This is a genomic window from Pseudomonas sp. zfem002 (assembly GCF_032621685.1).
GTDB classification, from domain to species: domain Bacteria; phylum Pseudomonadota; class Gammaproteobacteria; order Pseudomonadales; family Pseudomonadaceae; genus Aquipseudomonas; species Aquipseudomonas japonica.
Genome location: NZ_JAVYJH010000001.1, coordinates 399,283 through 420,693, shown reverse-complemented (window position 1 = coordinate 420,693; position 21,411 = coordinate 399,283). Strand labels below are relative to the sequence as shown.

Annotated in this window: 16 protein-coding genes; 4 read left to right on the top strand and 12 right to left on the bottom strand. The window is 64.6% G+C overall.

What is annotated here, in order from left to right; genetic code table 11:
- Nucleotides 1-262: 262 nt before the first annotated feature.
- Nucleotides 263-1,927, top strand: a complete 1,665-nt coding sequence (locus RTI28_RS01885) for an electron transfer flavoprotein-ubiquinone oxidoreductase (protein WP_316918867.1) — start codon at nucleotides 263-265, stop codon at nucleotides 1,925-1,927.
- A 179-nt stretch (nucleotides 1,928-2,106) separates the two neighbouring features.
- Here the strand turns inward: RTI28_RS01885 and RTI28_RS01880 are convergent, their stop codons facing one another.
- From RTI28_RS01880 to RTI28_RS01840, 9 genes are all read right to left on the bottom strand, one after another.
- Nucleotides 2,107-2,364: a PAAR domain-containing protein gene (locus RTI28_RS01880; RefSeq protein WP_316918866.1), complete on the bottom strand. Its 258-nt coding sequence runs from the start codon at nucleotides 2,362-2,364 to the stop codon at nucleotides 2,107-2,109.
- Between the two features lie 60 nt (nucleotides 2,365-2,424).
- Nucleotides 2,425-3,024, bottom strand: a complete 600-nt coding sequence (locus tag RTI28_RS01875; RefSeq protein ID WP_316918865.1) for a DUF6708 domain-containing protein — start codon at nucleotides 3,022-3,024, stop codon at nucleotides 2,425-2,427.
- Between the two features lie 166 nt (nucleotides 3,025-3,190).
- A complete protein-coding gene (locus RTI28_RS01870; RefSeq protein WP_316918864.1) occupies nucleotides 3,191-3,679 on the bottom strand; it encodes a hypothetical protein in 489 nt (162 codons plus the stop codon).
- Nucleotides 3,676-4,446, bottom strand: a complete 771-nt coding sequence (locus RTI28_RS01865) for a DUF6708 domain-containing protein (protein ID WP_316918863.1) — start codon at nucleotides 4,444-4,446, stop codon at nucleotides 3,676-3,678. Before RTI28_RS01865 ends, RTI28_RS01870 begins: the two co-directional genes overlap by 4 nt.
- Nucleotides 4,443-7,631 carry a T6SS effector BTH_I2691 family protein gene (locus RTI28_RS01860; protein WP_316918862.1) on the bottom strand — a complete coding sequence of 1,063 codons (3,189 nt, stop codon included), beginning with the start codon at nucleotides 7,629-7,631 and terminating at the stop codon, nucleotides 4,443-4,445. Before RTI28_RS01860 ends, RTI28_RS01865 begins: the two co-directional genes overlap by 4 nt.
- Entirely contained in the window at nucleotides 7,628-8,590 is a 963-nt protein-coding gene (locus RTI28_RS01855) for a hypothetical protein (RefSeq protein WP_316918861.1), read from the bottom strand. Before RTI28_RS01855 ends, RTI28_RS01860 begins: the two co-directional genes overlap by 4 nt.
- Nucleotides 8,569-10,638, bottom strand: a complete 2,070-nt coding sequence (locus tag RTI28_RS01850) for a type VI secretion system Vgr family protein (protein ID WP_316918860.1) — start codon at nucleotides 10,636-10,638, stop codon at nucleotides 8,569-8,571. Before RTI28_RS01850 ends, RTI28_RS01855 begins: the two co-directional genes overlap by 22 nt.
- Nucleotides 10,639-10,827: 189 nt before the next feature.
- Nucleotides 10,828-12,138: an MFS transporter gene (locus tag RTI28_RS01845; protein ID WP_316918859.1), complete on the bottom strand. Its 1,311-nt coding sequence runs from the start codon at nucleotides 12,136-12,138 to the stop codon at nucleotides 10,828-10,830.
- A 90-nt stretch (nucleotides 12,139-12,228) separates the two neighbouring features.
- Nucleotides 12,229-12,711 (bottom strand): histidine kinase, encoded by a 483-nt coding sequence (locus RTI28_RS01840; RefSeq protein WP_316918858.1) that lies wholly within the window; start codon nucleotides 12,709-12,711, stop codon nucleotides 12,229-12,231.
- A gap of 372 nt (nucleotides 12,712-13,083) precedes the next feature.
- Here RTI28_RS01840 and RTI28_RS01835 point away from each other — a divergent pair, with 372 nt between their 5' ends.
- The 3 genes from RTI28_RS01835 to RTI28_RS01825 are packed head-to-tail and all read left to right on the top strand — an operon-like array spanning nucleotide 13,084 to nucleotide 17,628.
- Nucleotides 13,084-14,259 carry an efflux RND transporter periplasmic adaptor subunit gene (locus tag RTI28_RS01835; RefSeq protein WP_316918857.1) on the top strand — a complete coding sequence of 392 codons (1,176 nt, stop codon included), beginning with the start codon at nucleotides 13,084-13,086 and terminating at the stop codon, nucleotides 14,257-14,259.
- Nucleotides 14,260-16,227, top strand: a complete 1,968-nt coding sequence (locus RTI28_RS01830) for a MacB family efflux pump subunit (RefSeq protein WP_316918856.1) — start codon at nucleotides 14,260-14,262, stop codon at nucleotides 16,225-16,227.
- Between the two features lie 3 nt (nucleotides 16,228-16,230).
- Nucleotides 16,231-17,628, top strand: coding sequence for an efflux transporter outer membrane subunit (locus tag RTI28_RS01825; RefSeq protein WP_316918855.1), 1,398 nt, complete (start codon nucleotides 16,231-16,233; stop codon nucleotides 17,626-17,628).
- 21 nt (nucleotides 17,629-17,649) lie between these two features.
- Here the strand turns inward: RTI28_RS01825 and RTI28_RS01820 are convergent, their stop codons facing one another.
- From RTI28_RS01820 to RTI28_RS01810, 3 genes are all read right to left on the bottom strand, one after another.
- Nucleotides 17,650-19,269, bottom strand: a complete 1,620-nt coding sequence (locus RTI28_RS01820) for a PvdJ/PvdD/PvdP-like protein (RefSeq protein WP_316918854.1) — start codon at nucleotides 19,267-19,269, stop codon at nucleotides 17,650-17,652.
- An 81-nt stretch (nucleotides 19,270-19,350) separates the two neighbouring features.
- Nucleotides 19,351-20,676: an ATP-binding protein gene (locus RTI28_RS01815; protein ID WP_316918853.1), complete on the bottom strand. Its 1,326-nt coding sequence runs from the start codon at nucleotides 20,674-20,676 to the stop codon at nucleotides 19,351-19,353.
- On the bottom strand, nucleotides 20,673-21,356 hold the full coding sequence (locus tag RTI28_RS01810) for a response regulator (protein ID WP_316918852.1): 684 nt from the start codon (nucleotides 21,354-21,356) through the stop codon (nucleotides 20,673-20,675). The genes RTI28_RS01815 and RTI28_RS01810 overlap by 4 nt, the downstream gene beginning before the upstream one ends.
- Between the last annotated feature and the right edge of the window lie 55 nt (nucleotides 21,357-21,411).

Here is a 21,411-nt window from a genome sequence, read left to right as displayed (position 1 = left end):
CCCGTATCTTGACCGTAACGCCCAATCCGGTCAATACGGCAAAACCGCCAGCCTCTAGCCGTGCCTCTTTGATTTTACTGGGCTCCGGCAAATTCAAACAAACGTTTGTATTGGACCGCGCAAGTGGTGTAGATATAATGCGCGGCCAAGAGAAAGCGGTGTAGTACGTCATCCCCCGAAGCTACAGAATCGCCCCCTTCGACGTGACCGCATTGCACCCACTACAAAGAAAAACCGATGAGCCTTGAGTAGGAGAGAACCTGTGGAACGCGAATACATGGAATTCGACGTGGTCGTCGTCGGCGCAGGCCCGGCGGGCCTGTCCGCCGCCTGCCGCCTGAAGCAGAAGGCCGCCGAAGCCGGTAGCGAAATCAGCGTCTGCGTGGTCGAGAAAGGCTCCGAAGTCGGCGCACACATCCTCTCCGGCGCGGTCTTCGAGCCGCGTGCCCTGAACGAACTGTTCCCCGACTGGAAGGAACTCGGCGCGCCGCTCAACACCGAGGTCAAGCGCGACGACATCTACGTGCTCAAGAACGGTGACAGCTCGATCAAGGTCCCTGACCTGTTCGTGCCGAAAACCATGCACAACCAGGGCAACTACATCATCTCCCTGGGTAACCTGTGCCGCTGGCTGGCCCAGCAGGCCGAGAACCTGGGCGTGGAAATCTACCCGGGCTTCGCCGCCCAGGAAGTGCTGTTCGACGACAACGGCGTGGTCCGCGGCATCATCACCGGCGACATGGGCGTGGACCGCGAAGGCCATCCGAAGGACGGCATGTACACCCCCGGCATGGAACTGCGCGGCAAGTACACCCTGTTCGCCGAAGGCTGCCGTGGCCACCTCGGCAAGCAACTGATCAAGCGCTTCAACCTCGACAGCGATGCCGACGCCCAGCACTACGGCATCGGTCTCAAGGAAATCTGGGAAATCGATCCGGCCAAGCATGAGCAGGGCCTGGTGGTGCACACCGCCGGCTGGCCGCTGGACGTGACCCGCAAGGAGAACACCGGCGGTTCCTTCCTTTATCACCTGGAAAACAACCAGGTGGTGGTCGGTCTGATCGTCGACCTGTCCTACTCCAACGCCTACCTGTCGCCGTTCGACGAATTCCAGCGCCTCAAGCACCACCCGGTCCTCAAGCAGTACCTGGAAGGCGGCAAGCGCATCAGCTACGGCGCCCGCGCCATCTGCAAGGGCGGCCTGAACTCGCTGCCGAAGATGGTCTTCAACGGTGGCGCGCTGATCGGCTGCGACCTCGGCACCCTGAACTTCTCGAAGATCAAGGGCAGCCACACCGCGATGAAATCCGGCATGCTCGCCGCCGAAGCGGTGGCCGATGCCCTGCTCGCCGGCAGCGAAGGCGGCGACCAGTTGAACAGCTACGTCGATGCGTTCAAGGCCAGCTGGCTGCATGAAGAGCTGTTCGCCAGCCGCAACTTCGGCCCTGCACTGCACAAGTTCGGCCCGTTGCTCGGTGGTGCATTCAACTACGTCGACCAGAACTGGTTCGGCGGCAAGCTGCCGTTCACCCTGCACGACACCAAGCCGGACTACGCCTGCCTCAAGCTGGCCGCCGACTCGAAGAAGATCGACTACCCCAAACCCGACGGCAAGCTGAGCTTCGACAAGCTGAGCTCGGTGTTCCTCTCCAGCACCAACCACGAAGAAGAACAGCCGTGCCACCTGAAGCTGGCCGACGCCGGCATCCCGATCGGCACCAACCTGCCGCTGTACGACGAACCGGCGCAGCGCTACTGCCCCGCTGGCGTGTACGAAGTGATCGCCCAGGAAGACGGCAGCAAGCGCTTCCAGATCAACGCCCAGAACTGCGTGCACTGCAAGACCTGTGACATCAAGGATCCTTCGCAGAACATCACCTGGGTGACCCCGGAAGGTGCGGGTGGTCCGACTTACCCGAACATGTAAGTCGATCAATATGTGGTGCTGAAATTGGTCTGCGCCCTTTCAGTCAAAGCGTAAATCCCAAGACGCCCGAAGCTCCGCCTCGGGCGTCTTTTCTTTCACTGCTTCGTAATGGAAACAGCCAGAACAGGCGAAGGCCTACTGGATAACAAACGCGGACTCCCCTCTGAAGACAGGCTGGTTCACTCGACCAACCATCCTGCATCCCCCTCAACCAGTATTCCGCCATGACTGGTGGTATCGCCCACACGGGCCACGGTCTGCCCCTCGATGAAAGTGTCAGCAGAGCCAGTCTGGATAACAGCCCCGCAACTGATCGAGTCGCCGACACGGGCGATGGGTTTGCCGTTGACGGTTGCGTCAGTTGCGCCGCTGGTGACGATGCCTTTGCCGTGTATCGGACAGTCGTGCTGGTGCCCCAGAAGAACGATTGGCTGCATGGATTGCGTCCTTTGGTTGTATATGGGTTTGGGTGAACAGTCTTGAAGGCGTTTTGGCGGTCATGGCGCCGTCCTCGACTCCCGGTCCATCTCGACAGGCCATTCGACCTTGGGTGCCAGGAGCATGGCGACGTTGCACCACAGCACATCGTTGTGGTCCCACGGTGGGCCGGGTGGCGGCAGTGCCTCGGGGCCCTGCTGCATGTAGGTGCAGACATAGGCCCAGGCGTGCTCGTCAGCCCCCATGGCCGTCAGGGGGAAGCGGTCGATGACGTCGTTGGTGCCCGGTTTGACGATGGACAGTTCGACACCACATTGCAGGATGATCCCGCCCTGGGCCGTGAAGTGGCGTCTGCTCCAGCGTTCAGCTCGGACCTGTGACCAGTCGTAAGCTACTGGGACCACTCGCCAGCGTTCGAATGGGTTCCACCAGCGGTACTTGAAGTTATAGGCGTAGAGGCGTTGGCGGGGGCGGTTGAAACGGAGCGGCAAATCCCGGGGGGGGCCACATCGAACTTCCAGAAGATTGGAATTAGCCAAACGCCAAGGAGCAATGTGGAAACAAACAACAGCCACTCTTCGAAGATTAAAGTCTGCTCGGCCGACAAATAACCCCACAAAATATAAAGCATTTGAATGCTTGAAACCGGTACAAACCATATTACCAAGCCTCTGATAAGAGCAGATGCGCGCGACAACTCCAGAAAGACATCATCCTGATAGTTTGGAGTGTCGAAACCAAGCGCCGGAGCCACAGTTGGTAACTCATAGGGACCGGGCAAGTCCTCCTGCCAACCTGGGCACGGGGGAGTGAGTTTAGGTCCGCTCATGCAGAGCCCCACTCCCACAGTCCACCAATCTTGTCCTCCTTCACGACCACTCGAGCAACACCCGCTTCATCACTCTTGTCGGGCCAGTAAGAGATCGCGAGTTCAAAGGCATGGATATCGAGCTTTCCGAAAAAGCTGATGGCGCCGCTGATCTCGAGCGTCTGTGCCTCGGCATCGTGTCGAATGACGGGGGCCGTAGTTTCCGGGTGGTAACCCGGTAGCCTCCACGCAGCCGGAGCCGGCAAAGGACCGTTCGTTCCACCGGTACGCCCAGCAGCGATGATGCCTCCCGGTGTTTCACCTGGCCGGTATGCCCGCAATGTCCATTCATAGCGCGAAGCATCTGCGACATACCCAGGCAGGACGAGCCTGTAATCGAGGAACATTCCGGCAGGAACCGCATCGCCGATGGGGATACCACCCGTCTTCTCGGCCCGCACATTCATCCCTGCTTCTGCGGTCAGCCCTAGCAACGCCGCATTCACGGCGCCGTCCTCGATTCCCTGTCCATCTCGGCAGGCCATTCGACCTTCGGTGCCAGGAGCATGGCGACGTTGCACCACAGCACATCGTTGTGGTCCCAAGGTGGGCCGGGGGGAGGCAGTGCTTCGGGGCCCTGCTGCATGTAGGTGCAGACATAGGCCCAGGCGTGCTCGTCAGCACCCATGGCGGTCAGGGGGAAGCGGTCGATGACTTCGTTGGTGCCCGGCTTGACGATGGACAACTCGACACCACGTTGCAGGATGATCCCGCCCTGGGCCGTGAAGTGGCGTCTGCTCCAGCGTTCAGCTCGGACCTGCGACCAGTCGTAGGCTACCGGGACCACTCGCCAGCGTTCGAAAGGGTTCCACCAGCGGTACTTGAAGTTGTAGGCGTAAAGGCGCTGGCGGGCACGGTTGAAGCGAAGGGGTAAATCTCGGGGCGGGGCCACATCAAACTTCACACAAAACCAGAGAGACCAAATAGAAATAAGTAAAGAGCAGAAGAATATCCCCCACGCCTCAACACTCAATACGCGCCAGTCTGATAGAAAAAGCCACAACACCACGACCAATAAAACGCTGAAAACGGGGGAAAACCAGATCACCAAGCCTCTGATAAGCGCCGATGCTCGTGGTAGCTCCAAAAACACTTCATTCTGATGATTAGGGGTATCGAACCCTAGGCTTGCAACTAGTACTGGCAGTTCGTCGGGACCCGGTAAGTCCTCCTTCCAACCTGGGCAGGGCGGAACAAGAGTAGGTTTTTTCATGCGGAGCCCCACTCCCACAGCCTATCAATCTTGTCTTCCTTCACGATCAACCGGGCTACCCCCGCTTCGTCACTTTTATCGGGCCAGTAGGACACCTCAAGTTCAAAGGCATGGATATCGAGTTTTCCAAAAAAGCTGATGGCACCACTGATCTCGAGCGTCTTTGCCTCGGCATCGTGGCGAATGACGGGGGCCGTGGTTTCCGGGTGATAGCCCGGTAGCCTCCATGCAACTGGAGCCGGCAACGGACCATTCGTTCCACCGGTACGTCCAGCAGCTATGATGCCTCCCGGTGTTTCACCTGGCCGGTATGCCCACAATGTCCATTCATAGCGCGAAGCATCTGCGGCATACCCAGGCAGGACGAGCCTGTAGTCGAGGAACATTCCGGCAGGAACCGCATCGCCGATGGGGATACCACCGGTCTGCTCGGCACGCACATTCATCCCTGCTTCTGCGGTCAGCCCCAGCAACGCCGCATTCAAGGCGCCAATGGCCGTATTCATATCCGGCGAGCTCGTCCAGCGACGGTGTGTCTCTGGGAGCCCCCAACGGGAATGACGTGCCCACAACTCCATCGGTTGTGACTCCAGTCTTTTTGCCCTCATCGCAAGCCCATAGGCGGCAAGGCCTGCCAATACCGCAAACGCGAGTGGAGCGAGTGCGAATGCTGCTGGAGCCAAGGAGCCTGAAACTCCAGCCAGTGCTGAGCCAGCTGCCAAGACAGTCGCCCCCACATAAGCCTGTCTTGCCGTTTTATCACCGGCCTTCCCCACACGCCCCGCCGCCAACGCATACTGCACCCCCTCCACCGCACTCGCCAACGACACCACAGCGCCACCGTACTGCACGATCCGAACCCCCACCCCAACCGGTCGTACCTGCCCCATCTCCCGAACCTTGGTGGTCAGATCAGGCCGCAGAATCTGCACCGCCATCCCGACACCTTCAACCGTCGCCCCCATCACCCCGACCGACGCCGACATCACTGCCGCCACCGCCTCGGCATGGCCATCGCCCACCGCCTTGAGCAGGTTGGCGTAGCTTCGGCGCAGGCTGTCCTGCTGGAACCACAGGCTGCCCAGGACCAGCCCCAGATTGAACGCTCCAGGCCCGGCGGCCTTTCCGGCACCGAGCAGGCCGTGCATCGAATCCCGGGCCAGCAACCGGGCCACCTCGGCATTGACGGTGAAGTGGCGCGCCATGTCGCCCACTGTGCCGGCAAAGGCTTCGGTACCCACCCGGACGTAGCGCAGCGCATCGCCGACACCGTCACCCACGCCGGCCCGCAAGGTGTCCAGTCGGGCCTGCAAGGCCTCGGCGCTCTCCAGCGACCAGACCTTGATCTCGATCAGCGCTGCATGATTCCCCGCCAGCGCCGGGGTGAACGGGTTGCTCAGCAGCATCGCGCGCACCTTGCGCTCGATCGGATTGCGGAATTCCCGGTCGAGCTGGGCGATGAAACGCTCGGTGCCTTCGTGAAGGATCTCGTTGAGCAGCGTGAGGTATTCACCGACCTTGAGGGCGATGGTGACCTGCGTGACCTCTATGCCGGAGTAGCGCAACAAGGCCTCCCGGTGCAGATGCCCTACCAGCGCGCAGGCGTGCTCCGACAGCTGCTTGCCCAGCGCATTGCTGGCCGTGGCGCCGGCGGCGAGCAACTCGCCGATGGCGTGCTGGACGGGCGCAACCATGAGCTGTTGGCCTTCTTCGGTACCGATGAAGGTCTTGAGGCCGTGGTAGATGCGGGTTCGTTCGTCCTGCAGCAGGTCGTCGCCGAGTTGCTCGAGCAGCGTCTTGTTCCTGGCATGCATGGCCTGGTAGTACAGGCTGTTGCGGCTTTCCAGTTCGTTCTTCCAGAGCGACTGGCTATGGCCGAGCGTGCCGTCTTCGATGCGCTCGGTCGGCCCGCCGCTCAGGCACACCGACATCATGCGGATGAACAGCTCCACCGAGCGCACATCGGTGGCGCTGTAGTCATGCCGCGCCGCCAGCTGGAACGCAGCGCCCTGGTAATGCCGGGCGTAGGGCTCGGCGGCCTCGTCGACGATCTTCTGCCAGCCGGCCAGGGTCTTGTTGTAGCTGGCCTCGAAGTCCGCGCGGGCTTTCTCGTCGTAGCGGTCACCAAGCCGTTCGTAGGCCTCGGCTTGGCGGATGGGGGTCAGGCGCTGCGTTTCTGCCTCGATATCGAGATTCGGCACTGCGATCCTGGCGCCGAGGGGGCCTTCGTTGCGCTCGCGGCGATACTTCTCCTCTTCCCTGGCCTCATCGGCTGCCGCAGTGGCCGCCTTCGACGCCTGGAATTCGCGAATCCCGAGCAACGCCTGCGAGGTGAAATGCTCGAAACGCCGCTGCGGTTCCGCGCACCATTCCTGCATGGCCTGGTAACGGAACAGGCGCTGAGCATTGAGCTCCTGGACCATGCCGATGGGGTCGGGCAGAACCAATGCCAATACGCCGTTGGGCAGCGCATGTTTCTCGGTCATCGCCCGCACATGCCCCGCCAGAGCACGCAGGCGGTGATTGCGCGGGTAGAAGCCGTGCACGCTGTGGAAATCGCCGGCCATGGGCTGGCCGTATTCGAGGACGCTGTAGATCTGCAGGTCGTTCTCGGTCATGGCGATGCCGACACTGGCGGGATTCTCGCGGGCAGCCTTGAGGTCGAGCTTGTAGAAGCGCTCGTCGAGGTTCAGGCCATCGACCGTGCCACCGCGCTTGTAGCGGTCCAGTACGTCGCTGGGCCAGGGGTCGTTGGCGATGGCCAGCCAGGCGGTGGTGTACTTGTCGGTATCGATATTGAGGAAGGACGCGGGGATGTCGTGGTCGTGCCTGACGCAGCGTTCGTTCAGGGGCCGTGGCTCTTCACGCGGCACCTGGAAAGCAGGGAACTGATGCAACGCACCCTCGGGGCCAACCTCGTAGGCTTGCCAGATCTGCCTGTCGAGCATCACATAGAGGTAGCCGCGGCGCAGGAGGCGCGGCTGATTATCACGCAGGCGCAAGGCCCTGACGTCGGAGCCGGGAGTCAGGGGCAGTTCCTGGGTGTCCAGGGGCCTCGGGGCACAGGCCATGCGCAAGGGCAGGATGGGCAGGCCGACGCGCTCGCAGGTAGCGCACATGCCGATGGGAACCGGGCAGGCTTCGCGGGTGGCAATGTCGGCGGCGACGCTGAAGCTGAGAGTCATGAGTAATCCTTCGCATGGGGCAAGTCGGCGACGATGCGCTGCCATTGGTTTTCGCTGTAGTGGCTGGCGAAATGATCTTTCAAGTCGATGCTGCCCGCTCTCGCTTGAGCGATGAGCCCCTGGATTTCAGGGTGTTTCGGCAAATGAGGATGGAGGAACACTCGATGCAGACAGAAGGACGTGATCGTGCGGCTGTCGCGGAGTCCGAGCCTTCTGGCGTCCTGCACCAGGTTCAGGCCATGGCAGGCAGCTTTGGGAGGAAGGACGGTAGAACCTTTCCAGCGCCATGGGGCAAAACCGAAGGGCTGCTTCAGGGTATGCCGCCATGCGCTCAGGAAGTGGCTGATCAGTGGCGCCAACTGCTGGGTTTCCCGACACGTCTGGAGCAGTTCCTCATCGACGGGATAACGGGCACCGCGTACCAGGGTATGCCCGTCCCAGCTGGCCGGACACAGCCAGACCCTGATCGGACCCAGCAAGTCACCCACGCGGCCGCCCAGTGCAATGGCCAATAGCTCCAGCCTCAACGGTTCGAACCAGGGCGAGGCCTGTTCTCCCACTGGCGCAGTTGTGTGGCACCGGGCCGCGATCTGGGTGGCGATGACGTCAAGCGGTTCTGGACTGAGCAGCCAACCACAGATGTAGCGCTTGTTGTAGTGAAGGTCCCGTATGGAGTAGCTGGCGCTGTATATCAGGTAGCGCTCCGGCGTGAGTTCGCCAGGCCCCGCCAACTGGATCAGCGCCGGGCAGTCCTCGGGGCTGTGTGCGAGGTCAGGCCGTAGTACGCGCGTGACAGCCGCGCTCCCGAACGACCGGATGAGCGACGGTACGCTGAGCGGATGATCAGTCTCACAGGCGGCCAGTCCATCCACCAGCAGGTAGACATGATCACCCGGAGAACGCTCCCGCTCGACGAAGTTGGCTTCGCGCTCTGTCGTCATTTGTTTTTCCTCACGCACTTCCCTTCCTGTCCTTCCAGCACCTGGGAGGCCAGCGACAGGTTGTTGCCGACACCTCCTCCCAGCTTGTTCATGGGGCCTTTGAGCGTGATCTGAATACCGTCCAGCGTGATCCCCGCACCGTCGATGCGCAGCGTGCCGCCAGGGCCCTTGATGACCAACGAATCGGACGCATGGATTTCAAATACCTTGGTGTGCTGCGTGATGCTCTGCCCTGCCTGCAGCCTCACTGCTCCTTGCACCTGCTGCTCCAGATTCGCGCCGATCTCCACCCGGTGATCGACGGCAGTCTTGTCCAGACGGTTATGGCCTACCTGTTCGGTGCGGTCCTTGGCAGTGCTGATGGTGTGATTGCGGCCGATGGTCAGCACATCGTCCTCGCCGATCCGGTGGCGCCGGTGCCGACCGATCAGCACCTCCTCGTCGTTGCCCACCGTGTCCTTGCGATCGTGACCGACCGTCAGGGTCTCGTCGTTTTCCACCTGCTCGCTGCGGTCATGCCCGACAAAGGTGGTTTCATCGTTGCCGACCACATTGTTCTGGTCCCTCTGCGCATGGATGAACACCTCTTCCTGCCCCGCCTCGTCCTCGAAACGCAGCTCGTTGAAGCCGTCGCCCTTGTGCGTCTGGCTCTTCAGGGTCATGCGCGTCTTGTGCTTGGGCAGTTCATAGGGCGGGCGCTGCAAGGCGGTGTAGCCACGGCCGGTGATGATCGGCTGGTCAGGGTCCCCGTCGAAATTGGAAATGATCACGTCCTGGCCGATGCGCGGGATCGCCATGTGCCCCCATAGCGCCCCGGCGATGTTCTGCGACACGCGGATCCAGCAGGAGCTGTGCTCGTCACCCTTGCCCTCGCGGTCCCAGGGGAACTGCACCTTCACCCGACCGTATTCGTCGCAGTAGATCTCCTCGCCCGGCGGGCCCACCACCCGGGCCGGCTGCGGGCCGTCGATGCGCGGTTTGGGCAGCGCTTCGGCGCGCCATTCGGCGTCGTCCAGGACCAGGGTGGCGGTGCATTCATAATGGCTGCCCTGCCCTGCATCGGCGCTGTCCTCGGCCTGGCTGGTGTACTGCTTGCCGTGATGCTCCAGGCGCACCGGGCGCCAGCCACGGTTCAGGTCTTCGCGCGGGTGGCCGAGCAGGTCGAAGGACACGCCCGGGACCAGGCGCGCATCGTCGCCAATGGCGATGGCCTGGCAGGCATCGCCACGCAGGCCGCGCAGGCGGTCGCGGGTGAAGGCCTCGCCGGTCTCGCCCTTGTAGCGACCAGGGTAGTCGTAGCGCTCGTAGCTGTTGGCCTGGTGCTGCAGGTCCGCGGCCTCGCGCCGGGTCTGCTGGTCGTACTTGGGGTTCTTGAAGCTGTAGTCGCGCTGGGTCTGGCGGGCGCTGCGCACGTTTTCGCTGTAGGTGAAGCTGTGCAGCGCCGGGCCAGGGCGGTCGCCGCCGGCCTTGGGGTTGTACTCCACCGGCGCACCGGGCTGCTTGCCGAAGATCCACAGGCGGTCGCAGTGGATCAGGCGATGGCCTTCGGCACTGTGCCGGAAGCCGTAGAAAAAGCCTTCCTCGCGCAGGATGCGTTCGACGAAGTGGTAGTCACTGTCGCCAGCCTGCACGCAGTATTCCCGCGGGGCATGGGGGTTGGTGACGCGCTGCTCGTAGTCCAGGGTAAGGGCGTGCTTCTTCAGGACCGCAGTGGCGATGTCGGGCACGCTCAGGGTCTGGAAGATGCGCCAGTCCGAGGCCAGGCGCAGGCGGGCCAGGCGCGGCTCGACCACGGCGCGGTAGCGGGTGCGGCGAAAACCGGTTTCGCCCTGCTGGAACGAACTGACCGAGCCATGCACGTAGCGCACGGGCTGGCCACCTTGCCAAATCGTGAACAGCGCCGGGCGGTCGAGGACCTCGCCGAAGTCGACGGCGGGGTTGCTGCAACTGAGGTCGACGTCGAGGAGGAAGGTTTCGGAGAGGCCTTCACTGAGGCGGAACTCGACGACTTCGAAGGCGTCGGGGCCGGCAGTGAAGGTGAAGCGGAGGTCGGATTGGACGGGCATGCAGGGCTTCCGCTGGTGGGATTCTGGGGGAAAAAATTCCGCAGAGATCCTGCATGCCGATCAATGGTGGGGATATAGGAAAAATCCCAAGCAAGGACGTGAAAGTGCTGCGCTTGCGAAAAGCAAAAGCAGCTACCTGCATTTAAGGGCCTTCGTTTACAACACAACGATTGCCGAGGCGTTCAAGCCTCAGCCATTGGCCAAGGCCAAGTCCTCTTCACTGACAAGGCTTTCGCGCCCACTGAAATACAGCGCCGTCAGCACCCCAACCAGCCCCATCAACGCACAGAACCCCACGCACACCCACGGACTCCACGGCATCAGCGCGATCAGCAGCAGCGGCGTGGTGCTCGCCCACAGCGCGTAGGCGACGTTGTAGGTGAAGGAAATGCCCGACACCCGAATCCGTGCCGGGAACAGCCCGACCATCACCGACGGCACCACGCCGACGACCCCGCACCCCAGGCCAGCCAGGGCATAGGCCACGCCCACCGTATCCCAGCCCGCCACCAGGCTGCCGTACAGCGCGGCGATGCCCAGCGGCAGCAGCAGCGAGTACAGGATCAGCGCACGCCAGGCACCGATGCGGTCCACCAGCATGCCGGCCAGCACGCAACCGATGTTGAGGAAGACGATGCCAAGGCTGCTCAGGGCGAAGGTGTGCGCGGCCGTCATGCCGAAGCGTTGCTGCATCACCGTCGGAGTGATCACCACCAGCACCACCACCGCCGAGGTCAGGACACAGGTCAGCAGCGCCGCCGGAATCAATGCCCGGCGATGCTCGCGCAGTACAGCGCGCAGGGGGAACTCCACCGGCCTGTCATTGCGCTGGCGCGCCAGCGCGAGGAATACCGGCGTCTCGCTGAGCCAGCGCCGCAGCCAGACACCGATCACGCCGAACACGCCGCCGAGCAGGAACGGATAACGCCAGGCGTAGTCGAGAATCTCCTGCGCCGTGAACAGTTGCGCCAGCACCGTGGCGGTGAGCGCGCCGAGCAGGTAACCGAAGGTCAATCCCGCCTGGAGAAAGCCCAGCGCGTAACCACGGCGCCCCAGCGGAGCGTGCTCGGCGACGAAGGTCCAGGCACTCGGCACTTCGCCGCCCACCGCCGCACCCTGGAGGATGCGCAGGGCCAGCAGGATCAGTGGCGCCGCATAGCCGATATCGGCGTAGGTCGGCATCAGGCCGATCAGCAGGCAGGGCAGCGCCATCATCAGGATGCTCAGGCTGAAGACCTTCTTGCGCCCCAGGTGATCGGCGAAATGGGCCATGAGGATGCCGCCCAGCGGCCGCGCCAGGTAACCGGTGACGAAAATCCCGAAACTCTGCAGCAGGCGCAGCCACTCGGGCATTTCCGGCGGGAAGAACAACTGGCTCAGGGTCAGGGCGAAGAACACGAAGATGATGAAGTCGTAGATCTCCAGCGCACCGCCCAGGGCCGCCAGGCCGAGGGTCTTGTGGTCGCTGCGCGAGAGCCGCGCGCAATCGTTGGCAGTCATAGGGGTTTCCGCGGGAATGAACGGGACCGCGCGCCATCCGGCGCGCCTGAACGAAGGCACGAGCATAACAAACGAATGATCGCAGGCGGATCAGGAAGGCCGGGAAAATACCGTGTGGGCCAGGTTCTGCCAGCGCTTGGAAGGCCCGCGCAGGCCCTTGCCGGACGGATGAGGCAACTGGCCGATGAGCCGCGGCGCATCGACCAGCGCCATGAAGGCGTGCAAGGTCTCGTCGTCCGGCACCTTGGGCAGGCTGATACTCACCGCCTGGCGCTGGCCCGGCGGCACCGTGGGGATTTTCAGGTGCTGCGACTCATAGAGCAGCGCGTGCTGGATCTGCACATTGACCCGACAGAAGCGCTCCAGGTCGACCCCGGCGTGGCTGGCCAGGTCGATGTTGCCGATGAGCAGGTTGAACGGCAGCAGCGCGTTCTGCACCAGGTGCTGGAGATCGTCGAAGGACTGCACCGGGGCGATGCGGAAGTAGCCCATGCCATTGAGCATCTTCTCCAGTTGCAGGAGCTGCATCGGGTGTGCGTCGGCGAGCAGGATTCGCAAGGATTTGTCGGGCATCGTCAGTGACCACGGGCAAAGGTTTTCGGGAACGATCCTTGGTCAACGTCACCGCGCCGACGCACCGGGCAGTGTTTCCGTAAGAGCTTCATTTGATAGTTGACGGGAAACCGTCGGAAATCAAGGGACCGTCAATATTTTGTTGAAGTAGCGATCCCGCCCTTCGTTCCGTGAACGGCGGATTATATCGCGCGAGTGGAAATGGTTCTCACACGTATTTGGCCGATTCAGCATAGTATGGCGCCCCCACGCCCCGCAGCCGCCCGCGCCGGGGCTGGGTAAATTACCGCGCACTCCTCTCGTTTAAATGGGAGTCTCCCGGGCGGACGCTCTCACGCCGCACGGACCGAATCCCTCTGGCTGGAACCCTGCATGAGACGTCCGACTTTCAAACGCCGCCTGCTGATCTGTGCCCTCGGCCTGGTCAGCCTCGGCGCCCTGGTTGCCTGGAAAGCCCTGCCGGGCAACGATCCACTGAGCACTGTCGCGGTCACCCGTGGCGACATCGAAAGCAGCGTGACCGCCCTCGGTACCCTGCAGCCCCGTCGCTACGTGGATGTCGGTGCCCAGGCGTCCGGGCAGATCCGCAAGCTGCACGTCGAGCCCGGCGACCAGGTCAAGGAAGGTCAGTTGCTGGTGGAAATCGATCCCTCGACCCAGCAGGCCAGGCTCGACGCCGGTCGCTTCTCCATCGACAACCTCAAGGCGCAACTGGCCGAACAGCAGGCGCAGTACAAGCTCGCCGAACAACAGCTCAAGCGCCAGCAGAGCCTGGCCGCCGGCGGCGCCACCCGCGAGGAAGACGTGCAGACCGCCCAGGCCCAGCTCAAGGTGACCCAGGCCCGCATCGACATGTACCGCGCGCAGATTCTCCAGGCCCAGGCCAACCTGCGCAGCGACGAGGCGGAACTGGGCTACACGCGGATCTATGCGCCGATGTCCGGCACCGTGGTGGCGGTGGACGCCCGCGAGGGCCAGACCCTCAACGCGCAGCAGCAGACCCCGCTGATCCTGCGCATCGCCAAGCTGTCGCCGATGACCGTCTGGGCCCAGGTGTCCGAGGCCGACATCGGCGCCGTCAAACCCGGCATGAATGCCTATTTCACCACCCTGGCCGGCGGCAAGCGGCGCTGGATCAGCACCGTGCGGCAGATCCTGCCGATCCCGCCCAAGCCGCTAGACCCGTCCATGCAGAGCAGTAGCAGCAGTTCCGGCAGCGGCAGTGGCAGCAGCGGCGGCAAAGTGGTGCTCTACACCGTGCTGCTGGACGTGGACAACCCGGACAACAGCCTGATGGCGGAAATGACCGCCCAGGTCTTCTTCGTCGCCGGTCAAGCCCACGACGTGCTCACCGCGCCGCTGGCGGCCCTCGAGGACGACGGCGACAAACCGGACCAGCGCCTGGCCCAGGTGGTCGGCGGCAACGGCAAGGTGGAGCTGCGGCATGTGCGCACCGGCATCAGCGACCGCCTGCGTGTGCAGATCCTCGACGGCCTGGCCGAGGGCGAGCACCTGGTGATCGGCGCGCCCGCCGCCAGCGGGGGTTGAATGAGCACGCCCCTGATCGAACTGCGCGATATCCGCAAATCCTACGGCGGCATCGACACGCCGAAAGTCGAGGTGGTGCGCGGCGTCGACCTGGCCATCCACCCGGGTGAGTTCGTCGCCATCGTCGGCGCCTCCGGCTCCGGCAAGTCGACCCTGATGAACATCCTCGGCTGCCTCGACCGCCCCACCAGCGGCCAGTACCTGTTCGCCGGCAAGGACGTCGCCGAGCTGGACAGTGACGAACTGGCCTGGCTGCGCCGCGAAGCCTTCGGCTTCGTGTTCCAGGGCTACCACCTGATCGCCTCCGGCTCGGCCCAGGAAAACGTCGAGATGCCCGCCATCTATGCCGGCACCCCGGCCAGCGAGCGCCACGCCCGCGCCGCCGCCCTGCTCGAACGCCTGGGCCTGGGCGAGCGCACCGGCAACCGCCCGCACCAGTTGTCCGGCGGCCAGCAGCAGCGGGTGTCGATCGCCCGCGCGCTGATGAACGGCGGCCACATCATCCTCGCCGACGAACCCACCGGCGCCCTCGACAGCCAGAGCGGCGCCGAGGTCATGGCCCTGCTCGACGAACTGGCCAGCCAGGGCCACGTGATCATCCTCATCACCCACGACCGAGAGGTCGCCGCCCGCGCCCAGCGAGTCATCGAGATCCGCGATGGCCTGGTGATCAGCGACTCGGTGAATGAGCAGCACGAACGCCAACCGGCACAGAAGACCGGCCCGCGGGCCGACGAACTGCGCCAGCACCTGGACCGTGGCGCAACCCAGACCGGGGCCTGGAAAGGCGAACTGCTGGAAGCCCTGCAGGCGGCCTGGCGCGTCATGTGGATCAACCGTTTCCGCACCGCGCTGACCCTGCTCGGCATCGTCATCGGCGTGGCCTCGGTGGTGGTCATGCTCGCCGTCGGCGAAGGCAGCAAGCGCCAGGTCGTGGCGCAGATGGCCGCCTTCGGCTCGAACATCCTCTACCTCAGCGGCAAGCCGGCAAGCCTGCACGAGCCGGCCGGGATCGTCACCCTCGAGGATGTCGAAGCGGTTTCCGGGCTGCCCCAGGTGAAGAAGATCATGCCGGTGATCGGCAACCAGATGACGGTGCGCTACGGCAACGCCAGCCACGAGTTCTACGTTGGCGGCAACAACACCGAGTTCTCGCAGATCTTCAACTGGCCGGTGGTCGAAGGCAGTTTCTTCACCGAGGCCGACGAACGCGCCGGCACCGCGGTGGCGGTGATCGGGCAGAAGGTCAAGGAGAAGCTGTTCGCCGAACGCAACCCCATCGGCCAGTACATCCTGATCGGCAACGTGCCGTTCCAGGTGCTCGGCATCCTCGCCGCCAAGGGCGCCAGTTCCGGTGACTCGGACAGCGACGAACGGGTGGTGGTGCCCTACTCCGCCGCATCGATCCGCCTGTTCGGCAGCCGCGATCCGGAATACGTGACCATCGCCGCGATCGACTCCAGTCGGGTCAAGGAAACCGAAGTGGCGATCGACCGCCTGATGCGCAAGCTGCATCGCGGCAAGCACGACTACGAACTGACCAACTTCGCCGCGCTGATCCAGGCCGAGGCACGCACGCAGAACACCCTGTCGCTGATGCTCGGCGCGATCGCGGCGATTTCCCTGCTGGTGGGCGGGATCGGCGTGATGAACATCATGCTCATGACCGTGCGCGAGCGAACCCGCGAAATCGGCATCCGCATGGCCACCGGCGCGCGCCAGCGCGACATCCTGCGCCAGTTCCTCACCGAGGCGATCCTGCTGTCGATGGTCGGCGGCGTCACCGGTATCGTCGTCGCCGCGCTGATCGGCGGCGGCCTGATGCTGATGGATATCGCCGTGGCCTTCTCCCTCGGTGCCGTGCTCGGCGCCTTCACCTGCGCCGTGATGACCGGCGTGGTGTTCGGCTTCATGCCAGCACGCAAAGCGGCCCGGCTCGATCCGGTCAAAGCCCTGACAAGCGAATAATCGATGACATTGCCCAGCCGTCTCAGTCTTATGTCCCTCTGCATCCTGCTCGCCGCCTGCGCCGGCAAGGAGCCCGACAGCGCACCGCCACCCGCGCCAGCGCAGTGGCAAGGCGCAGCACAATCCGCCGCGATCGCCGACGGCCCCTGGTGGCAGGCCTTCGCCAGCCCGCAACTGGACAGCCTGATCGAACAGGCGCGGCGCAACAGCTTCGACCTTGCCGCGGCCATGGCCCGGGTGCGTCAGGCCCAGGCCCGTGCAGTGATCGCCGGCGCGCCGCTGCTACCGGAAGTGAAATTCGGCCTCGACGCCAGCCGCCAGCGCCTGCTGCGCGGCAACGGCTACAACGGCATCGACGCCAGCGACAGCCAGCGCACCTACAACTCCTACGGCACCACCCTCAGCGCCAGCTATGAAGTGGACTTCTGGGGCGGCAAGGCGGCGGCCCGCGACAGCGCCCTGCACAGCCTCGACGCCAGCCGCTTCGATCGCCAGACGGTGGAGCTGACGCTGTTCAGCGCCGTCGCCAGCAGCTACCTGCAAAGCCTGGCCCTGGCCGAGCAGATCAGCATCGCCCGGCTCAACCTGACCAATGCCCGGGATGTGCTGCAGGTGGTGCAGACCCGCCATGACGCAGGCTCGGCCACCGCCCTGGAGCTGGCCCAGCAGCGCAGCCTGGTGGCGGCCCAGGAACGGCAGATCCCGCTGCTCGAACAGCAGTTGCAGGACACCCGCATCACCCTTGCGACCCTGCTCGGCGAACCGGTGCAGCAACTGCCGGCTACCCGTGAAGCCTTCGCCGCCATCCTCTGGCCGGACATCGGCAGTGGCGTGCCCAGCGACCTGCTCAGCCGTCGCCCGGACATCGCCGCGGCGGAGGCACGCCTGGCGGCAGCCAAGGCCAATGTGCAGGTGGCACGCGCGGCGATGCTGCCGAGCCTGACCCTGGGCGCCAACCTCGGTTCCGGCGCGCAAGTGTTCGACGAATTGCTGCGCAGCCCCTACTACAGCCTGACCGCCGGCCTCGCCGCACCGATCTTCAACAACGGCCGGCTCAGCGCCGAGCGCGACCGCGCGCGGGCCGAGCAGGAGGAATTGCTGCAGGTCTACCGCGGCAGCATCGTCGCCGGCTTTGGCGATGTGGAGAAGGCGCTGAACAGCATCGGCGGCGTGGATCGCCAGCGCCAGTGGCAGGACGAGGAAGTACGGCAGGCACGGACTGCCTTCGAACTGGCTGAAAGCCGCTATCGCGCAGGCGCGGAGACCTTGCTGACGGTGCTGGAAACTCAGCGCACGCTGTACGAGGCCCAGGACCAGCAGGTGCAACTGCGCCTGGCGCGGGTGCAGGGTAGCGTGGCGTTGTACAAGGCGCTGGGAGGGGGATGGCGGGTCAGTCGGTGATTGGGGCCGCTTTGCGGCCCCCTAGACAATCCCTTTCATCGACAGATGCCGCGCATACCAGGGCCGCTGCGGCACCCGCTTGAACAGCGGCGCGAGAACGTCCTCCTCGGCAAAGACGATGCGCAGCGCCAGTTTCATGGTCTCGATATCCATCTCCACCGACTTGCCCGGGAACATCCCCGGCGTGGTGCTGCAGCCATGGGTGCTCGGGCCCAGCCACGGATCCTCCACTTCATTCCAGCGCCCCGGCGCGAACCACTGCACGCCATTGACCTGCAAGCGCTGCAACTGCCCCGGATTGTGCCGCTCGTGGGCGCGGTACCAGTCCTCGATACGGTCGTCGATCCAGCCATGGAAGCCCCAGAACACCGGGTTCACATGGGATGAAAACGGATCGCCGAGAAAGTCGTTCGACGCACCGTACCAGCGTGCGGCAAAGTCCGAAGGGTCGCGGGCGAACGGCACCGGGGCGCTGTTCGACGGGTCACGCGGCACCGAAGCCCAGCACATGTGCAGCCAGTCGTGCAGGTTCATCTCCAGTTCCGAGCCCAACTGACCCAGGGTCATCTTCGACAGGTACAGCGGGTCCTGGTACTGCGACTCCCAGACCTGGAAGTTGCTGCAGAACGTCTCCCGCGCCTTGATCGCCGCAACCCACTGGCTGTAGTCGTCGTCCCCTGGCGCCAACCAGGTGGGCGGGACGCTGTAGCCATCATGGTTGTCGAAGTAACGGGCGAAGCCGTGGCGGTCGTACTCCACGTTCGGCTGCGGCAGCGGAAAGTGCGGCCACGACGGCAGCGGCTGGAAGGTCCGCGCGGCGTTGAGCATATGCCGGTGCATGAACAGGAAGTCCACCCCGGAGCCATTGCGGTGCTTGCGCGGACCACGGGCGTCGCGCTCCTTGTCCCGCGGACCGGGCTGCCAGCCAAGACCGCGCAGGGCGCCATGCTTTTCCTCGGAAAGGTTGTGCCACTTGTCCCGGGTCGCATGCCAGAGCTGATGGAACAGCCGGTGCTCGGCGTCGATCAGCCAGGCACGCAGTTCCGGGGTGTAGGCAATGCGCTCGCGGGCCTCGGGAAACATCCGCTTCACCGCGACGAAATGGCTGTCCTGCAGCGGCAGGGCCATGGAGCGATCGAGACGCTGCAGGCGCCCGCTGAGGGTGCCGCTGCCGGCATTGCCGAACTCGCCCCAGACTTCGTCGAGGGTGGCGACGCATTCGAAGCCCACCCCGCCCAGGTTGCTCAACAGGCGCCAGCGCACCTGGGCGGTCGAGGCGCCGACCAGGTCGCCGAGCACGCGGTAGGCGGCCGGACCGGGTTGTTCGAGGTTCTCGCGGGTGCCGAGCACGCCACGCAGGCCGCGCCCCTTGGCGGCGATATCGAGGTAGAGCTGCACACCTTCACGGGGCTGGTCGGGCAGGCCGCCGTCGGCGCCGGTGAAGCGGATGTCCCAGACACCGCGCAACTGGTTGGCCAGTTGCTGGCCGGCGATGTCCGCAAGCTCGACGCTGGCTTCGCCGGGGGTGACGACATCATCCTCGGGGTCGTGGGTCAGCTTCTTGTGGGCGTAATACACCGCCGGCACCGCTGCGCCCGTCACCGCCAACCCTGCTATGAACCCTCGCCGCGATATCGTCATTCCCCACCCGTGCCAGCCATGGAAACTGCTTATGTCCAAGCTAGAACGTTGGGCTGGCGAGGAAATTTAGGGCTGGCGCGCCTACGAGGAGGCTGTCTTCAACGGCATCTGCAACAACACCCGCAGGCCATCGGCGCGGCTTTCGAAGTTCAACGAACAGGCACAGCGCTGCACGATGGCCTGGACGATGGCCAGGCCCAGGCCGCTGCCCTCGCTATGCCCATTGCGCCAGAAACGCTGGGTCAGGTGCTGCAGGTCCTGCTCGGGAATCCCCGGGCCATGGTCGCGCACGAGGAAACCGACCCGTGTCTCCTCCACCTGTAGTTCCAGCTCTACCGGCGCCTCGCCACTGCTGTGGCGCAGGGCGTTGTCCAGCAGATTGCGCAGCGCCGCCACGGCCAGGGCGCCGGGCATGTCCAGCAACACCTCGGCGGCCCGCGGTGGCGCATGGAGGACGATGCGCCGGTCGTCGCCGGTGTCCTGGATGGCCTGCCTGGCCACCTGGTCGGCACTGCACTGCACACCATCGTCGAAGGACAGGCTGCCCTCGACCCGCGCCAGCAACAGCAACTGCTCCAGGGTCCGATGCAGGCGGTCGGCACCCTCCTCGGCATGGGCCAGTGCCTGTTCACGGACCAGGCCGTCGGTCATCCGCGCCACCTGCAGGTGGGTCTTGATCGCGGTCAGCGGGCTGCGCAGTTCGTGGGCCGCGTCGCCGGTCAGGCGCCGCTCGCGCTCGATGGTCTGGCCGATGCGCAGGAACAGCTGGTTCTGGGTATCCAGCAACGGCTGCAGCTCGCTGGGCACCGCCTTGATCTGCAACGGCTCGACCGAATCCGGGCTGCGTCGGCGCAGGGCCTCGCGCATCCAGTTCAGCGGCGCCAGGCCTTTGCCGATACCGATCCACAGCAGCCCCAGGCTGCCGAGCAAGGCCACCAGCACCGGTGCCGAGGCGGCCAGCAGGATCGAGCGGTTGAGCGCTTCGCGCTCCAGATGACGGTCCGCCGTGGTGATGCGAATGTCGTCATGGACGAAGGTGAAGCTGCGCCAGCGCGCACCGTCGATCATCTGGTCATGGAAACCGCCCTGGCCATCGTCGAGGTGCTGGTCGGGATTGTGGTGACTTCGGGCCAGGATCTCGCCGCGCAGGGAAGTGACCTGGCAGGCCATGCCATCCGGCACGCTCAACTGGTCGGCACTGAGACGGGTGCCCTCGCCCTGGCTGGTCAGTGGCTGCGGCAACTGGTCGATCAGCCCGGCGACCATCCGCGCCGAGGCCACCAGGCGCTGGTCGAGGGAGAACATCATCTGCTGGCGCAGGTCGCGCAGCATCCAGGCCGCCGCCAGCGCCCAGATCAGCACGAAGGCGGTGCCGAGGATCAGACTCAGGCGCAGGCGCAGGCTCATTGCCGGGCCTCCTCCGGCGATTGCGCCGGGCCCAGGCGATAGCCGAGGCCGCGCACGGTCTCGACGATGCCGTTGCCGAGCTTGCGCCGCAGATGGTGGATATGCACGTTGAGGGCGTTGCTTTCCACTTCGTCGCTGAAGCCGTAGACGCTGTCCTTGAGCTGCTCGCTGGACAGCACCCGTCCGGGGTTGTTGAGCAGGGCCTGGAGCAGTGCCTGCTCGCGCCGCGACAGGTCCACCGGCTGGCCGCCGAGGCTGACTTCGCAACTGCTCGGATCGAAGCTCAGCGGACCGTGCTCGATGATGTTGACGCAGCGCCCGGCCATGCGCCGCACCAGGCTGTGCAGGCGCGCCGCCAGTTCGCGCAGGTCGAACGGCTTGAGCAGGTAGTCGTCGGCGCCGGCCTGCAGGCCGTCGACGCGGTCGGTCACCGCGTCGCGCGCGGTGAGGATCAGCACCGGCAGGCTGTGGCCCTGCTGGCGCAGGCGTTGCAGCAGCTTCAGACCGTCCTCGTCGGGCAGGCCGAGGTCGAGCACCATCACATCGAAATGCGCGGCCTGGAGCATCGCCCGCGCCGCGCTGGCGTTGGCCACGCGGTCCACGGTCAGACCCTGGGCGCTGAGGCCGGCAATGATGCCGCTGGCGATCAGGTCATCGTCTTCACAGAGCAGTACATGCATGGGCGGAGTCGGTCATCGGCGGGAAAGCCCGCATTGGGCCAGAACAGGATTAACC

Excerpts from the sequence above, each read along its gene's own strand:
- RTI28_RS01880 (WP_316918866.1), bottom strand. The coding sequence starts at position 2,364 with ATGCAGCCAATCGTTCTTCTGGGGCACCAGCACGACTGTCCGATACAC.
- RTI28_RS01875 (WP_316918865.1), bottom strand. The coding sequence starts at position 3,024 with ATGGTTTGTACCGGTTTCAAGCATTCAAATGCTTTATATTTTGTGGGG.
- RTI28_RS01865 (WP_316918863.1), bottom strand. The coding sequence starts at position 4,446 with ATGAAAAAACCTACTCTTGTTCCGCCCTGCCCAGGTTGGAAGGAGGAC.
- RTI28_RS01860 (WP_316918862.1), bottom strand. The coding sequence starts at position 7,631 with ATGACTCTCAGCTTCAGCGTCGCCGCCGACATTGCCACCCGCGAAGCC.
- RTI28_RS01850 (WP_316918860.1), bottom strand. The coding sequence starts at position 10,638 with ATGCCCGTCCAATCCGACCTCCGCTTCACCTTCACTGCCGGCCCCGAC.
- RTI28_RS01845 (WP_316918859.1), bottom strand. The coding sequence starts at position 12,138 with ATGACTGCCAACGATTGCGCGCGGCTCTCGCGCAGCGACCACAAGACC.
- RTI28_RS01840 (WP_316918858.1), bottom strand. The coding sequence starts at position 12,711 with ATGCCCGACAAATCCTTGCGAATCCTGCTCGCCGACGCACACCCGATG.
- RTI28_RS01835 (WP_316918857.1), top strand. The coding sequence starts at position 13,084 with ATGAGACGTCCGACTTTCAAACGCCGCCTGCTGATCTGTGCCCTCGGC.
- RTI28_RS01830 (WP_316918856.1), top strand. The coding sequence starts at position 14,260 with ATGAGCACGCCCCTGATCGAACTGCGCGATATCCGCAAATCCTACGGC.
- RTI28_RS01825 (WP_316918855.1), top strand. The coding sequence starts at position 16,231 with ATGACATTGCCCAGCCGTCTCAGTCTTATGTCCCTCTGCATCCTGCTC.
- RTI28_RS01820 (WP_316918854.1), bottom strand. The coding sequence starts at position 19,269 with ATGACGATATCGCGGCGAGGGTTCATAGCAGGGTTGGCGGTGACGGGC.
- RTI28_RS01815 (WP_316918853.1), bottom strand. The coding sequence starts at position 20,676 with ATGAGCCTGCGCCTGCGCCTGAGTCTGATCCTCGGCACCGCCTTCGTG.
- RTI28_RS01810 (WP_316918852.1), bottom strand. The coding sequence starts at position 21,356 with ATGCATGTACTGCTCTGTGAAGACGATGACCTGATCGCCAGCGGCATC.